Origin of the sequence: Bifidobacterium saguini DSM 23967, assembly GCF_000741715.1 — a bacterium.
Classification (GTDB): Bacteria; Actinomycetota; Actinomycetes; order Actinomycetales; family Bifidobacteriaceae; genus Bifidobacterium; species Bifidobacterium saguini.
Genome location: NZ_JGZN01000003.1, coordinates 1 through 14,874, shown reverse-complemented (window position 1 = coordinate 14,874; position 14,874 = coordinate 1). Strand labels below are relative to the sequence as shown.

Sequence of the window (14,874 nt, the reverse complement as noted above, 5' to 3'; positions counted from 1 at the left end):
CGATCATGGCTACTCAATTTGTTGCAGCATCGCGTTTCAGCAAACGTCGTGGACGCGCGCTGAAACGCATGTTGAAACACTACGCTCACCGCATCAAACATGCCTTTGGAGCATATGTTTCACCGTGGGGATGGGCAGTAGGAGCCACTGCGGCAATCAGTCTATCGTTATTCCCTGTTCTGGGATGGCACGAACTTCTAGCGCTTGGCATCGTGGCAACGGTAATGCTCTCAGCGGCCATTGCACTATCCTTGGGCAATACTCGATTTGACGCACATATCAAAGCATCAAGCCAGCGCGTGACCGTGGGCGATTCCATGCGCATCATTGTCGATATCAACAATACGGGGAAAACAGCCACCACTCATGCGCGAGGCGATTTGCCGCTCGGTGAAACTCATGAGCGTTTCACCATCCCTATGCTGGCCTCGGGGCAATCCAAACGTACTGAATTATCATTCCGCACAGTGTCTCGAGCGGTGCTCGCCGTAGGCCCTCTGCGGGTTCGCAAGGGCGATCCTTTCGGGCTTATCCGTCATGAAAAGCAATTGGGCGAGCGTCTCACCATTTTCATTCATCCCAAAACCGTAAGACTGAATACGCTTAATGCCGGCGTTCCTCGAGACCTCGAAGGCCAGCCGTCCGGTCACATCGTTGACGATGATCTCGATTTCTACGGGCTTCGTGAATATACTCCCGGCGATGATGTACGCAACGTACATTGGCTCAGCTCAGCAAAAGCCGGATCGTTAATGATTCGTCAGTATGAAGCAACCAAACGAACGGACACTTCATTGACTATTGGCGTTGATCCCAATGATTATGCCACTGCGCAGGAATTCGAAATGGCTGTGTCCATTCACGCATCCATCGGAGTGAAATGTCTGTTCCAGGATAGGCCGGTGTTTACGCACGCAGGTCAATCCTATACACGCCCACGCAATGCTATGGAATTGCTTGATCAGGCAAGCGGTATCACGCCTGACCGTGAGGACAACCCCAATCTGGCGGTAAATACCCTGACACATGCCCCGGATGCTTCATTCTATTTCTTTACCGTGGGATCGTTGAAAGGCCTCGATCATATCAAACGTATGACCAAAGCTTTGCCCCGTTCAGCCAGATGCGTGGTGTTGCAAGCTCATCTGGGGGCAAACCGAACCATCAAGCAATTCAACAATTTCACTTTGGCCACGGTAGGCGAATTGGATGATCTGCCTATCATCATGGGGGTGCTCGCATGACCAATAGCATTCCTACGGCACCGGCGCTTCAATCATTATCCGAAGATGACGCGGCGTTTAACACGTTTGCAGCAGTGTCTACCACCGGATCATGGGCAGATTCCACTCATTCCGTAATATGGATGACTCGAGGCGGCATGCGGCATGGGCTGCAGGGAGCCCAGAAGGCATCAGTGAAATACGGTATAAGTCTTGCCGTCATCATGCTGCTTATGTTGTTGGCCCAAGCCAACCTTATCGACGTATACGGAGCACCTGCACAGTGGGTAGCAGCCGCTTTGCTTTCCACTCTGTTTGGCGCGCTCATTGCACTTGCCGGCACGCAACCTGCATTACGCCTATGGTGGCAAATCGTATTGTTGGTCATAGCCCAGTTCATTCTCGGACCGATAATCACACTGAATTCCACAACCATCGCTCACATCATTCCCAGCCTCACCACCTTGAGCCGAGGCTGGGAAATGACGTTCGGCTCTTTCAAATACTTGATTGCCATTGAGCCCCCTATAGGTGTTGCCGACGGCAGTCTCATGGCCATATGGACCATTGGATTGTGGCTGACATTTTTCGCTTCCCTATTCACACTCAATATCAACGCTTGGCTGTCATTACTAAGCGCACTACCGTTGATGGCAGCTATGACCGTATGTGCATTGCTCGGCACACATACCGGATGGCATCGTGCCATCAGCGGTATTGTTTTCGCGATACTCCTCATCGTATGGCTTTCCTGGCGGCTTGGTTTGATGGAATGGGGCCGGTGGATTTCCGCATCAATTATTCTGCTCTTGGCTGCAGCATTGGCGTTTGCAGGCACTACTGCGGTTCCGCAAAACCGTATGGTGTTAAGAGATTTTTATGATCCGCCTATCAGCCTTATGACTACACCAGTCCGCTAAGCGGTATGCGATCCTATGTAAAAAACCACAAAAACGATGTACTGCTCACGGTAACCAATCTGCCAGCCGGTACGCCGGTTAGATTGGCGGTTATGGATCGTTTCGACGGTTCGGTATGGAATCTTTCCGATTCCGCTGAGGCTTCGGATTCTTCGAATTATCGCAGAGTGGGTACTTCCATCGTCACTGATGAGCAAGGCAAACGTTTTACGGCCAAGTTCACCGTGCATGAAGGTCTTACCGATACCTGGCTTCCTCTGGCCGGTGCCGCGTCAAGCGTTCGATTCGCCAACCAGCATGATGCGGACACTTTTTATTACAACAGTGATACCGATTCGGCCATTTTCTCCTCTGGTACTCGCAAAGGAATGACGTATACCGAATCTGGCATCATTCCCACTATTCCCAGTAAACAGGAAATCGAAAAAGCCGATTCAGCTCGAATCAGTCAGCCTCGAGCCGAGGAGGTACCGGATTCGGCAAGCAAACTAGCCACCTCTATTGCTGGCGGTCAAGCTTCCGGAGGCGCGGCGGCAGAAGCCTTGACCACTACATTGAAGGATTCAGGCTGGTTCTCACATGGTTTGCAAGGTGATTATCCTTCGGAAGCTGGGCATGGTAACTACCGCATTAATAAACTGCTATCGGGGACCGCTATGGTAGGCGATTCCGAACAATACGCCTCAGCTATGGCTTTGATGGCTCGAGAGCTCGGGTTACCTTCGCGTGTGGTTATGGGGTTCCTACCGAAAGATAAGGATGGCAGTATTTCCGAAGCCCGTACGCAAACCGTTTCTGGTCATACCACCACAATCGATTTCACTGGCAATGATGTCACTGCCTGGGTGGAAATCAAATTGCGAGGATACGGCTGGGTGGCCTTCTACCCCACCCCCAAGGAGACCAAGGTTCCGGATGATAATCAGAATCTGACTCCTCCCAATCCTCAGACTTTGGTGCGTCAACCACCAGTGCCGCTCACGGATCCGCTGCGCGATCAGGCTCAAGCCACGGGTCAAAGCTCACTTTCCGGCGCTGATGCCGACGATCAACCAACCAGTCTGTTCTGGCTGCGATTTTGGCGCACGACTCGTGCAGTAGCACTCTATGGCAGCCCCTTGTGGACGATTCTGATGATTTGCGCATTGATTATAGCCGGCAAAGCCGTATTGCTGGCCAGAGCTCGACGGCATGGTTCCCCGCAGACCCGCGTAGCTTCCGGCTGGAATGCCATCTGCGCTTTGGCCGCGGAAAGTGGTGTTACCGTGCAAGGCACTCGACGAGATCAAGCCGATGATATAGCGCGTCAGCTCAATGCCTCTGAAGAGATATTGCATCAATTATGTCGAGAAGCTGACTATGCCGCGTTCTCCGGCAATGCCGTGCAATCAGAACAGGCCAGCCGATATTGGGTCCAAGTTGATGCGCTACGCGCAACAATGCTGCATTCGTTACCTTGTGTAAGGCGTTTACAAGCACGTCTTTCCTTAGCAAGTGTGCGTATACTGGCACACAAGCGTCCAACGAAGCCGCAAGCCAAATCGTTCATACTCATTTCACGCAGACCTTCTAAGGGGAAGACATCATGATCGTAGGTTCCATCCGCATAGCGATGACCAGCGATCGCGGTCTCAAACGGCGGAATAATCAAGATGCAGGTTTTGCCCAGCAGGGCGTATACATGGTCTGCGATGGCATGGGCGGCGGATTCGGCGGAGAACAAGCAAGCCAATTAGCCATTCGGCAACTCAGCCTGCTTGCAAACCTGCCCACTCGGCATCGTCAGGATATCAGCGAGACTCTCACTGCAGCGCAACAGCATATTCTGGCATTAGGCAAGCAGCTCGGGGGCGTAGCGGGGACTACGATTTGTGGATTGGTGTTACCGGCACGTCCTTTGTCTGGAGCCAGCTATCCGTCAGGAGCTGAGCATTCACCCAACACAGATTGCGATATGGTCGAGATGCCAGTCGCATATATGCCAGATTCAGCAGCTGATGCGCAAACAACCGATATCGATGACTCCACTCTGGATAGCTCACGTTCTCACGATCTCGGTCAGACGTACATCATCAATATCGGAGATTCCCGCACATATCATATGAATCCATGCTATGCACACTCCCCTAGCGAATCTGTAATGGCACAACATAGCCCAAACACTCAAAACATTGGTCACACTAGCAACGTTGCCATGTGGGATGCTGCTTCGCTGGCTCGGATCACGCATGACCATTCGCAGCGGCAGGAAGCTATCGATTCAGGATTGATGACACCGGAAGTAGCCGAAGCGCTTGTACCGCGCAATATCATCACCCAGTGTCTCGGCGACCCGGATGGTATTGCGCCGGATATCTATGTTGCCGATATGTCTGGGCGATTCATCATATGTTCCGATGGCCTGTACGGCGAAGTACCGGACCATCGCATCGCAAGTATTGCTGCCGCCCATGCAAGTCCTCGAGCAGCGGTGGATGCGCTGGTTGCTGCAGCGCTTGATGCCGGAGGCACCGACAACATAACAGTCATCGTGGTGGATATACCCGATTCGAAAATGCCCACCCACACGTTTAACGCGTTTCGTCTTGGTGCTGGCGAAGACCTCGGCGTCATCGAAGATACCACGTTGCAAACGTTACGAACCAGCCGTGCAATTCAGCCGTAGTGTATATAAGGAGGTTATCTCATGGTTGATTATGATGTTGCAGTTGCAGCAGTGCAAGACCCTCACGCGGATCCGATTCTTTTAGCAAAAATCGCCTACGAAAATCCAGAGTTTGGCGCGAATGTAGCCGTCAATCCACGTTGCTATCCCGGTCTCAAGCGCTGGCTTGCAGAGTTTGGCGATGCACGTGCCCGCGAAACTCTAGCACAAATCGGTTTTACCGCCGATGCCATTGGCGGCCCTATTCATGATCAGCAGGCGTCCGCAAACGTGCAGTTTGTGCAGACTGCACAGCCTGCGCAAACTGCACAGCCGACTTCTACAGTGCAGACTCAGCCTACTGCGGAAGTGTTGCAGAATACTGCAATAGCATCTGAAGAGCATATGACTGCAGCTGCCGCACAAGCAACGCAGCAAACCGATCAAGCTACACAGGCAGCACCGCAGACATCCCAGCAAGCAACCCAGCAGGCAACGCCACAATTCGAGGAGCCGATTCCTACTAATCCATATGGTTTTACCGTTGAGCAGGCTTTGCATACTACGGATCAGATGCAAATCGCTCAAATTGCTCAGTATGCGCCGGAATTGCGCGTATGCATTGCTCGTAACCCCAATACATATCCAGCATTGGTGGATTGGCTACATCAATTAGGCGATCCTGCTATCGAAGCCGCTTTGGCCACGCGCCAGTGAAAGGACGCGCCATGTCGGTTTTACCGTATCCTCCCGCGCCGGAGCTTGGCTGGTACGAAGATGACCCTCAATTCGATACCACACCGCAAGCGCATAACGATGATTCGCAGCAGAATCTGCATGATAATCATATTGAGGATTGGGATAGCACCGTGCTGTCCTCCTCGTTTACTGCCAAGAATCCGCAGATCGCTTATGTGCTTCATAATGATGTGACTGGCCAAGACATCGTTATCAAGACCAGCACATTACTTGGTCGCAAGCCGTCGCTTGATGTGCCACAGGGAGCCCAGTCCGCACGCATTGATGACCCGACTCGCACCATTTCGCGTAATCATGCGGCTATCAGCATTGACGCCAATGGCTCACTGTGGATTGAGGATTATGGTTCTTTGAATGGCACCTATATTCTTCATGATGGGCAGGAGACACAGGTATTGAAAGACTCGCCGGTGGAGATAACTGTTCCGACGAGCATACGCTTGGGAGATTTGTTCTTCGAGTTGACTCAGCAGTCCGATTGATTATCGAACTGATTATTCAGTGCACTGTTGACGTACTGATCAATATCAATCGTCGTCTATTTCAGCAATTATCAGTGCATAACGTAAAGGGCGGTTCGGAACCAGAAGTGTTCCGAACCGCCCTTATGCATTGCGCTTAGTGACTCGAATCAGTCAGTGTGAGCTCACTGCTGATCGTCACCGTCAGTCAGACCGCCCTGATCGGAGTAGAAGTCGTCAGGGTTGAAGTCGTCACCGAGCTTCAAATCACCGAACTCGAGGTTCGAGAAGTTCAGGTCAGACAGGTCAGCATCGGAGAAGTTGGCATCGCCAAGGTCACCGTCGCCACCCAGACCGAAGTTCGGGTAAATGGTGTCGCGGATGGCCTTGTCAGGCTCCACCACAGCGTTGCGGTAACGGGCGAGGCCGGTACCAGCCGGGATGAGCTTACCGATGATGACGTTCTCCTTGAGGCCCTTGAGGTCGTCGACCTTCTCGGAGAGTGCGGCTTCGGTGAGCACGCGGGTGGTCTCCTGGAAGGATGCGGCAGACAGCCAAGAATCGGTAGCCAGGGAGGCCTTGGTAATACCCATCAGAGCCGGACGGCCGACTGCAGGCTTGCCACCGTTCTTGACCACGTTGCGGTTGATCTCGCGGAAGCGCGCGTTGTCCACCAGCTCACCAGGCAGCAGATCGGTATCGCCGGAGTCGATGATGGTGACGCGGCGGGTCATCTGGTGCACGATGACTTCGATGTGCTTGTCATGGATATCCACGCCCTGGGAGCGGTACACAGTGTGCACTTCTTCCACGATGTTCACCTGAGCAGCACGCTTGCCGAGGATGGTGAGGATCTTCTTCGGATCCACAGAACCTTCGACCAGCTGGGTACCGACCTTGATGTGATCGCCATCGGCAACCTTCAGCGGCACACGCTTGGACACCTGGTAGGTGATCGGCTTGATGATGCCCTCTTCCTTCGGAGCGCCGGAATCGGCATCCGGAGTCAGGATGATCTGGCGACCGCGATCGTTCTCCACAATCTTGATGGTGCCGGCGAACTCGGTGATCGGAGCCTCGCCCTTCGGGGTACGAGCTTCGAAAAGCTCGGTAACACGAGGAAGACCCTGGGTGATATCGGATGCGGCGGCCACACCACCGGAGTGGAAGGAACGCAGCGTCAGCTGGGTACCAGGCTCACCAATGGACTGGGCGGCGACGATACCAACGGTTTCGCCAACGTCGACCAGAGTGTTGGTGGCCAGAGACCAGCCGTAGCACTTGGAGCACACGCCACGCTTGGACTCGCAGGTCAGCACGGAACGGCACTTGACTTCTTCCACACCGTGGGCAACGAGGTCGTTGAGCACGTCCATCGACAGAGCATCGTCACGCTTGTACAGCACGGTCTGGCCATCTGCCGGGTCAATGACATCGGCAGCGAGCAGACGGGAGTACGGACCACCGTCAGCGGCCTTGACGAGAGTCAGGTTGCCATCGGCGTCGCGATCGGCCACGCGAATCATCAGGCCGGCCTTGGTGCCACAGTCTTCCTCACGGACGATGACGTCCTGGGAAACGTCCACCAGACGACGGGTCAGGTAACCGGATTCTGCGGTACGCAGTGCGGTATCGGCCAGACCCTTACGTGCACCGTGCTGGGAGATGAAGTACTCCAGCACGGACAGGCCGTCACGGTAGTTGGACTTCACAGGACGAGGAATAATCTCACCCTTCGGGTTTGCCACGAGGCCTCGCATACCTGCGATCTGGTTGATCTGCATCATGTTGCCTCGTGCACCAGACTGCACGATGATAGCCAGGTTGGAGGTCGGATCGAACTTATCCTCGACTTCCTTAGAAACGGCTGCGGTGCACTCGGTCCACAGGTCGATGAGTTCCTGACGACGAGCTTCCTCGGTCAGAAGACCCATCTCGTAGTTGGCGTTGACCTTATCGGCCTTAGCCTCGTACTCGGCAATCTTCTGGTCGCGCTCCGGAGGCTCGTTCACGTCGGAGAAGGCGAAGGACACGCCAGACCACGGTGCACGGGTGAAGCCAAGATCCTTCAGAGCATCCAGCGTTACGGCCACCTGCTGGGTGGAGTAGCGCATGGCGATGTCATCGACGATCTTGGACAGACGGCCCTTGGCCACCTGGTCGTTGACGAACGGGTAATCGGTCGGCAGAGTCTGGTTGAACAGAATGCGGCCGTAGGAGGTGGCGAACAGCACACTGCCATCGTGGAAACGCTCTTCCTTGGCAACGTCGCTCTCACCTTCACGCGGGTCGAGCACCTTGACTTCGCCCGGTTCCCAATCCTTCGGCAGCACGAAGCTCTCCGGCAGGCGGATAAGCACCTTGGCCTGCATGTCGATCTCGTGACGGTCAAGAGCCATTTCGGCTTCCTCGAGGGAGGAGAACACACGGCCCTGGCCCTTGGCGCCTTCCAGCACGGTGGACAGGTAGTACAGACCGAGGATCATATCCTGAGACGGCATGGTCACGGTGTGGCCGTCTGCCGGCTTCAGGATGTTGTCGGAAGCCATCATCAGGGAGCGGGCTTCAGCCTGAGCTTCGGCGGAGAGCGGCAGGTGGACTGCCATCTGGTCACCATCGAAGTCAGCGTTGAAGGCGGCGCAGGCCAGCGGCGGCAGGTGGATAGCCTTGCCTTCCACCAAGATCGGCTCGAAGGCCTGAATACCCAGACGGTGCAGCGTAGGTGCACGGTTCAGGAGCACCGGATGCTCGGAGATAACCTCTTCGAGCACGCCCCACACCTCGGAGTCGCCACGGTCCACGAGACGCTTGGCGGACTTCATGTTCTGCGCGTAGTTAAGGTCCACGAGACGCTTGATGACGAACGGCTTAAACAGCTCGAGTGCCATCGGCTTCGGCAGACCGCACTGGTGCATGCGCAGAGACGGGCCGACGACGATCACAGAACGACCGGAGTAATCGACTCGCTTACCGAGCAGGTTCTGACGGAAACGACCCTGCTTACCCTTGAGCATGTCAGACAGGGACTTGAGCGGGCGGTTGGAGGCACCGGTGACCGGGCGACCACGACGGCCGTTGTCGAACAAGGAGTCGACGGCTTCCTGAAGCATGCGCTTCTCGTTGTTGAGCATGATCTCCGGAGCGCCAAGCTCGATCAGTCGCTTCAGACGGTTGTTACGGTTGATCACACGACGGTACAGATCGTTCAGATCGGAGGTGGCGAAACGACCACCGTCGAGCTGAACCATCGGGCGCAGATCCGGCGGGATGACCGGAATCACGTCGAGCACCATAGCCTCCGGCTTGTTGCCGGTGGTCAGGAAGGCGTTGACGACCTTCAGGCGCTTCAAGGCCTTGGTCTTGCGCTGCTCGGAAGCGTCCTTGATCTCCTCGCGCAGTTCCTTGGAGATAGCCTCGAGATCGAGGGACTGCAGACGCTTCTTGATGGCTTCGGCGCCCATGCAGCCGTCGAAGTAATCGCCGTAGCGATCCTGCATTTCACGCCACAGGTCCACATCGTCAACCATGTCGCCGGGCTTGAGCTTCTTGAACTTGTCAAAGACTGCGTCCACGCGGGCGATCTGATCGTTGTAACGGGTACGGATGGCAGCCATGTCGCGCTCAGCACCGTTGCGCAGCTTGGCACGAGCCGGGCCCTTGGCTTCGCCAGCCTCTTCGAGGGCGGCGAGGTCCTCTTCCACCTTCTTGGCGCGGGCTTCGATGTCGGAGTCGCGACGCTGCTCGAGGCGGGCGATCTCGGAATCGAACTCGTCCTGCAGGCCAGGCAGATCGTTGTGGCGCTGCTCATCGTCCACTTCGGTGACCATGTAGGAGGCGAAGTAGATGACGCGTTCCAGATCCTTCGGGGTGACGTTCAGCAAGTAGCCGAGGCGGGAAGGCACACCCTTGAAGAACCAGATGTGGGTGACCGGTGCGGCCAGTTCAATGTGGCCCATGCGCTCACGACGAACGCGGGAACGGGTCACTTCGACACCGCATCGCTCGCAGACGATGCCCTTGAAGCGCACGCGCTTGTACTTACCGCAGGCGCACTCCCAGTCACGGGTCGGACCGAAGATCTGCTCACCGAACAGACCGTCCTTCTCAGGCTTCAAAGTACGGTAATTGATGGTTTCAGGCTTCTTGACTTCGCCGTGGCTCCAGCCGCGAATGTCATCCGCGGTGGCCAGGCCGATGCGAAGCTTGTCAAATGCGTTGACGTCCAGCACTTATTAATCCGTTTCTATTGAAAAATTTCGTTCACGCTGTGTGGAGTCGTAAGCCTGCGTATGCCTTGCATACTGCTGGATTGCGCCGGCCTCAGCAGCTCTTACTTGAGCTTGAGGCCGGCCAATCAAGTGGGCTTACGACCCGTGGGATCACTGGTATTCGGGCTCTTCTGCCTTCTGGTCTTCCTTGGCGGCCGCATCAGGGCGGGCACCAATGTTGAAGCCCAGATCGTCGGCGGAGCTCACCGGATCGTCTTCCTCATCCTTCATGTCGATGGCCACGCCTTCGGCGTTGAGCACTTCGACGTTCAGGGACAGGGACTGCATTTCCTTGAGAAGCACCTTGAAGGATTCAGGGATGCCTGCCGGTGGCAGGTTCTCACCCTTCACGATGGCGCCGTAGACGCGCACGCGGCCGTCGACGTCATCGGACTTGGTGGTCATCATCTCGTGCAGCGTGTAGGCAGCACCGTAGGCCTCGAGGGCCCACACTTCCATCTCGCCGAAGCGCTGGCCACCGAACTGGGCCTTACCGCCGAGCGGCTGCTGGGTGATCATGGAGTACGGACCGGTGGAACGAGCGTGGATCTTGTCGTCGACCAGGTGGTGCAGCTTCAGCATGTACATGTAGCCAACGGAGATCTGCTTGGTGTACGGTTCGCCGGTACGGCCGTCGAACAGGGTTGCCTTGCCGTCCGGGCCCACAAGTCGATCGCCATCGCGGTTCGGCAGCGTGGTGGACAGCAGGCCCTTCAAGACTTCCGGCTTGACACCGTCGAACACCGGGGTTGCCACCGGGGTGCCCGGCTCAGCCTTCTCGGCACCGGACGGAATCAGCTTCTTCCACTCGGCTTCCAGGTTCGGGTCGAGGGAAATGTCCCAACCGGAGTGAGCAATCCAACCAAGGTGCAGCTCGAGCACCTGGCCGAGGTTCATTCGGGAAGGCACACCCAGCGGGTTCAACATGATGTCGACCGGGGTACCGTCGGCGAGGAACGGCATATCCTCTTCCGGCAGGATGCGGGAGATGCAGCCCTTGTTGCCGTGGCGGCCGGAGAGCTTATCGCCCACCGTGATCTTACGGTGCTGAGCGATGTAGACGCGAATCATCTGGTTCACGCCGTTAGGCAGCTCGTCGCCGTCTTCCTCGGCATCCTCACGGGTGATTTCCTTAACGCCGATAACGGTACCGGTCTCGCCGTGAGGCACACGCAGGGAGGTATCACGCACCTCGCGGGACTTCTCACCGAAGATGGCGCGCAGCAGGCGCTCTTCTGGAGTCAGCTCAGTCTCGCCCTTCGGGGTGACCTTACCGACCAGAATGTCACCAGCTTCGACTTCAGCACCAATACGGATGATGCCGCGCTCGTCGAGGTTGGCCACTGCGTCCTCGCCGACGTTCGGCAGGTCGCGGGTGATTTCCTCGGCACCCAGCTTGGTTTCGCGAGCGTCGATCTCGTACTCCTCGATGTGGATGGAGGAGAGGGTATCGTCCTGCACAAGGCGCTGGGAGATAATCACAGCATCCTCGTAGTTGTAGCCGTTCCAAGGCATGAAGGCGATGAGCAGGTTCTTACCCAGAGCCAGGTCACCGTTCTGGATGGCGGGGCCGTCAGCCATGACCGAGCCGGCTTCCACACGCTCGCCGTCGTGCACGATCGGGCGCTGGTTGTAGCAGGTGGTCTGGTTGGAACGCTGGAACTTGGCCAGCTTGTAGGAGCTAGTGGTGCCATCGTCGTTCATCACGCGAATCAGATCGGCGGAGACGTAGGTCACCACGCCGTCCTTCTCGGCCTTGATCACGTCGCCGGAGTCGTTGGCAGCACGCCATTCGGAGCCGGTACCCACCAACGGGCGCTCGGATTCGATCAGCGGCACGGCCTGACGCTGCATGTTGGTACCCATCAGTGCACGGTGGCCCTCATCGTGCTCCAGGAACGGAATCAGGGAGGCGCCAAGGGAGACCATCTGACGAGGTGAGACATCCATGTAATCCACGGAGCTCACCGGCACATCGACTGCTTCTTCTTCGCCGACTCGGGCAAGTGCGGACTTCTGCACGAAGTTGCCGTTCTCGTCGAGCTCCTGGTTGGCCTGGGCGATGACGTGGTCGAGATCGCGGTCTGCGGTCATGTACTCGACTTCATCGGTGACGTGACCGTTGACGACCTTACGGTACGGGGTCTCGATGAAGCCGAACGGGTTCACACGGCCGAAGGTTGCGAGGGAGCCGATAAGACCGATGTTCGGGCCTTCAGGAGACTCAATCGGGCACATACGGCCGAAGTGGGACGGGTGCACGTCTCGCACTTCCATAGATGCGCGGTCACGGGACAGACCACCAGGGCCCAGAGCGGAGAGACGACGCTTGTTCGTCACACCGGAGAGCGGGTTGTTCTGATCCATGAACTGGGAGAGCTGGGAAGTACCGAAGAACTCCTTGATGGTGGCGTTCACCGGGCGAATGTTAATCAGAGACTGCGGGGTGATAGCCTCGGCGTCCTGAGTGGTCATACGCTCGCGTACCACGCGCTCCATACGGCTCAGGCCAGTACGCAGCTGGTTCTGAATCAGCTCGCCAACCTGACGGATACGACGGTTGCCGAAGTGATCGATATCGTCCACATCCACGCGCAGATCGATGTTCTCGCCATTGCGGGTGCCTGCGAAGGTCTTGGCGCCATCATGCAGAGCCACCAGGTACTTGATGGTAGCGATGATGTCTTCCTGGTGCAGGGAACGATCATTGAAGTCAGCCTCAAGACCGAGCTTGCGGTTGATCTTGTAGCGGCCGACGCGGGCCAGATCGTAGCGCTTGGTGTTGAAGTAGAAGGAATCCAACAGGTTCTTGCCGGCTTCCGGAGTCGGGGTGTCGGCCGGGCGAATCTTGCGGTACAGGTCGACCAGAGCCTCGTCCTGGGTTTCCAGGGTCTCGCGCTGCAGTGCATCGAGCACCAGCGGGCAGTCCTTGAAGGCCTGAGCAATCTCGGGCTTGGTCATGCCGATGGCCATCAGGAACACGATGGCGGACTGCTTACGCTTGCGGTCCACGCGCACCTGCGGCTGGTCCTTCTTATCGATCTCGAACTCGAGCCATGCGCCGCGGGACGGGATAATCTTGGCGCCGAAGACTTCCTTGTCGGAAGTACGGTCCTGCTGACGATCGAAGTAAACGCCCGGAGAGCGCACAAGCTGGGAGACGATGACTCGCTCGGTGCCGCCGATAATGAAGGTACCGTGCGGGGTCTGCAGCGGGAAGTCACCCATGAACACGGTCTGAGACTTGATTTCGCCGGTATCGCCGTTCTCGAACTCAGCGTTCACGTACAGCGGTGCGGAGTAGGTGTAATCCTTCTCCTTGCACTCCTGGACCGTGTGACGCGGCTCCTCGAAGTATGGGTCGGAGAAGGTCAGGGACATGGTCTGGGCGAAGTTCTCGATTGGGGAGATCTCGTTGAAGACCTCATCGAGACCGGAAGTGTGAGCCACGGTGTTGGTGCCGTTGGCCTCGTCTTCCTCGACGCGCTTCTTCCAGCGCTCGTTGCCGATCAGCCAGTCGAAGCTGTCGGTCTGTACGCCCAGCAGATAGGGCACATCGATAGGCTCTTTGATGGAGCCGAAGTTCACGCGATCCGACGCCTTGTGCAGGTCAATGTCATGCTGGTCGGCGCGTGCGATGATGGTAGTGGTGTTCGTCGTAGCTGTATTAGCCAATGGACGTTCCTTATCGCTCGCTAAAGTTGTGGTATTCCCCTGGGAGCGCGCGCATGGCCACCATATGCCTATGCGGACGCTTCATTGTCGGTGGTATGCCCGCAATATGACACACCTCATGCAAATTACAAAGATTAGCGGTATGTAGCGACAAGTCTTCTAATGATTACAGACATCCTGCATTATCAACGATTGCGATGCCAATGATTCCGTACATCCTCGTAGAGCTTCACGACGTATCACAGTTAATTGGCTACGCTACTTCGCGCGCCTTAAACATGGTTCAAAGCGTGTTTGTTTGCATCAATCACATTTGTTCGCGCATATGCGAAGAGGGAGGAAACCGTTTGGTTCCTCCCTCTCTCTAACGTGTTGATGCGGCGGTGTGCTACTCTCCCACACCCTGTCGGGTGCAGTACCATCGCCGTGCCAGGCCTTAGCTTCCGGGTTCGGAATGGGACCGGGCGTCTCCCCTGGGCCATGACCGCCGCAAATCTTCTGTTATACGGTCCAAGACCATGTCTTGGCCGGCATGTGGTGGTTCGGGGACCGGATGGTGGACGCTTCCTGATGTTCGTTTTCCGATGTTCCGCGACGATGCAATGTCTTTCTGTCGTCCGCGTGTCATTGTGCGCAGCACGGTCGCCAACTCGAAAAAGGTTGGCGTAGGGTTTCGCCTTCCCCCGTTAGTACCGGTCGGCTCCACCCCTCGCGGGGCTTCCACGTCCGGCCTATCGACCACGTGTTCTTCATGGGGGGTTCAGGATCCGGGGATCCATGGAATGCTTATCTTGGAGCAGGCTTCCCGCTTAGATGCTTTCAGCGGTTATCCCTTCCGAACGTGGCCAACCGGCCGTGCCGCTGGCGCGACAACCGGCATACCAGAGGTTCGTCCACCCAGGTCCTCTCGTACTATGGGCAGGC

General features: G+C 56.6%; 6 protein-coding genes, 2 rRNA genes and 1 pseudogene. 5 read left to right on the top strand and 4 right to left on the bottom strand.

The window, feature by feature from the left end:
- The first annotated feature begins 5 nt into the window (after nt 1-5).
- The 5 genes and pseudogenes from BISA_RS00230 to BISA_RS00210 all read left to right on the top strand — a co-directional run bounded on the left by BISA_RS00230 (nt 6) and on the right by BISA_RS00210 (nt 6,028).
- Complete coding sequence (locus BISA_RS00230) at nt 6-1,244, top strand: DUF58 domain-containing protein (protein WP_033889512.1); 1,239 nt, start codon at nt 6-8, stop codon at nt 1,242-1,244.
- Nucleotides 1,241-3,732: pseudogene (locus tag BISA_RS11790) on the top strand (transglutaminase domain-containing protein). The gene BISA_RS00230 and the pseudogene BISA_RS11790 overlap by 4 nt, the downstream one beginning before the upstream one ends.
- Nucleotides 3,729-4,808 carry a PP2C family protein-serine/threonine phosphatase gene (locus tag BISA_RS00220; protein ID WP_033889511.1) on the top strand — a complete coding sequence of 360 codons (1,080 nt, stop codon included), beginning with the start codon at nt 3,729-3,731 and terminating at the stop codon, nt 4,806-4,808. The pseudogene BISA_RS11790 and the gene BISA_RS00220 overlap by 4 nt, the downstream one beginning before the upstream one ends.
- A gap of 21 nt (nt 4,809-4,829) precedes the next feature.
- Nucleotides 4,830-5,504, top strand: coding sequence for a variant leucine-rich repeat-containing protein (locus tag BISA_RS00215; RefSeq protein WP_033889510.1), 675 nt, complete (start codon nt 4,830-4,832; stop codon nt 5,502-5,504).
- A gap of 11 nt (nt 5,505-5,515) precedes the next feature.
- Nucleotides 5,516-6,028 carry an FHA domain-containing protein gene (locus BISA_RS00210; RefSeq protein WP_033889508.1) on the top strand — a complete coding sequence of 171 codons (513 nt, stop codon included), beginning with the start codon at nt 5,516-5,518 and terminating at the stop codon, nt 6,026-6,028.
- Between the two features lie 164 nt (nt 6,029-6,192).
- Here the strand turns inward: BISA_RS00210 and BISA_RS00205 are convergent, their stop codons facing one another.
- The 4 genes from BISA_RS00205 to BISA_RS00190 form a co-directional block, all read right to left on the bottom strand.
- Nucleotides 6,193-10,236, bottom strand: a complete 4,044-nt coding sequence (locus BISA_RS00205) for a DNA-directed RNA polymerase subunit beta' (protein WP_033889507.1) — start codon at nt 10,234-10,236, stop codon at nt 6,193-6,195.
- A 150-nt stretch (nt 10,237-10,386) separates the two neighbouring features.
- Complete coding sequence (rpoB, locus tag BISA_RS00200; RefSeq protein ID WP_033889505.1) at nt 10,387-13,950, bottom strand: DNA-directed RNA polymerase subunit beta; 3,564 nt, start codon at nt 13,948-13,950, stop codon at nt 10,387-10,389.
- A 375-nt stretch (nt 13,951-14,325) separates the two neighbouring features.
- Nucleotides 14,326-14,442 (bottom strand): 5S ribosomal RNA (gene rrf, locus BISA_RS00195).
- A gap of 175 nt (nt 14,443-14,617) precedes the next feature.
- A 23S ribosomal RNA gene (locus BISA_RS00190) occupies nt 14,618-14,874 on the bottom strand; the annotation flags it as partial.

What these genes read in the sequence shown, in the direction of transcription:
- BISA_RS00220 (WP_033889511.1), top strand. Translation starts at nt 3,729, where the DNA reads ATGATCGTAGGTTCCATCCGCATAGCGATGACCAGCGATCGCGGTCTC.
- BISA_RS00230 (WP_033889512.1), top strand. Translation starts at nt 6, where the DNA reads ATGGCTACTCAATTTGTTGCAGCATCGCGTTTCAGCAAACGTCGTGGA.
- BISA_RS00215 (WP_033889510.1), top strand. Translation starts at nt 4,830, where the DNA reads ATGGTTGATTATGATGTTGCAGTTGCAGCAGTGCAAGACCCTCACGCG.
- BISA_RS00210 (WP_033889508.1), top strand. Translation starts at nt 5,516, where the DNA reads ATGTCGGTTTTACCGTATCCTCCCGCGCCGGAGCTTGGCTGGTACGAA.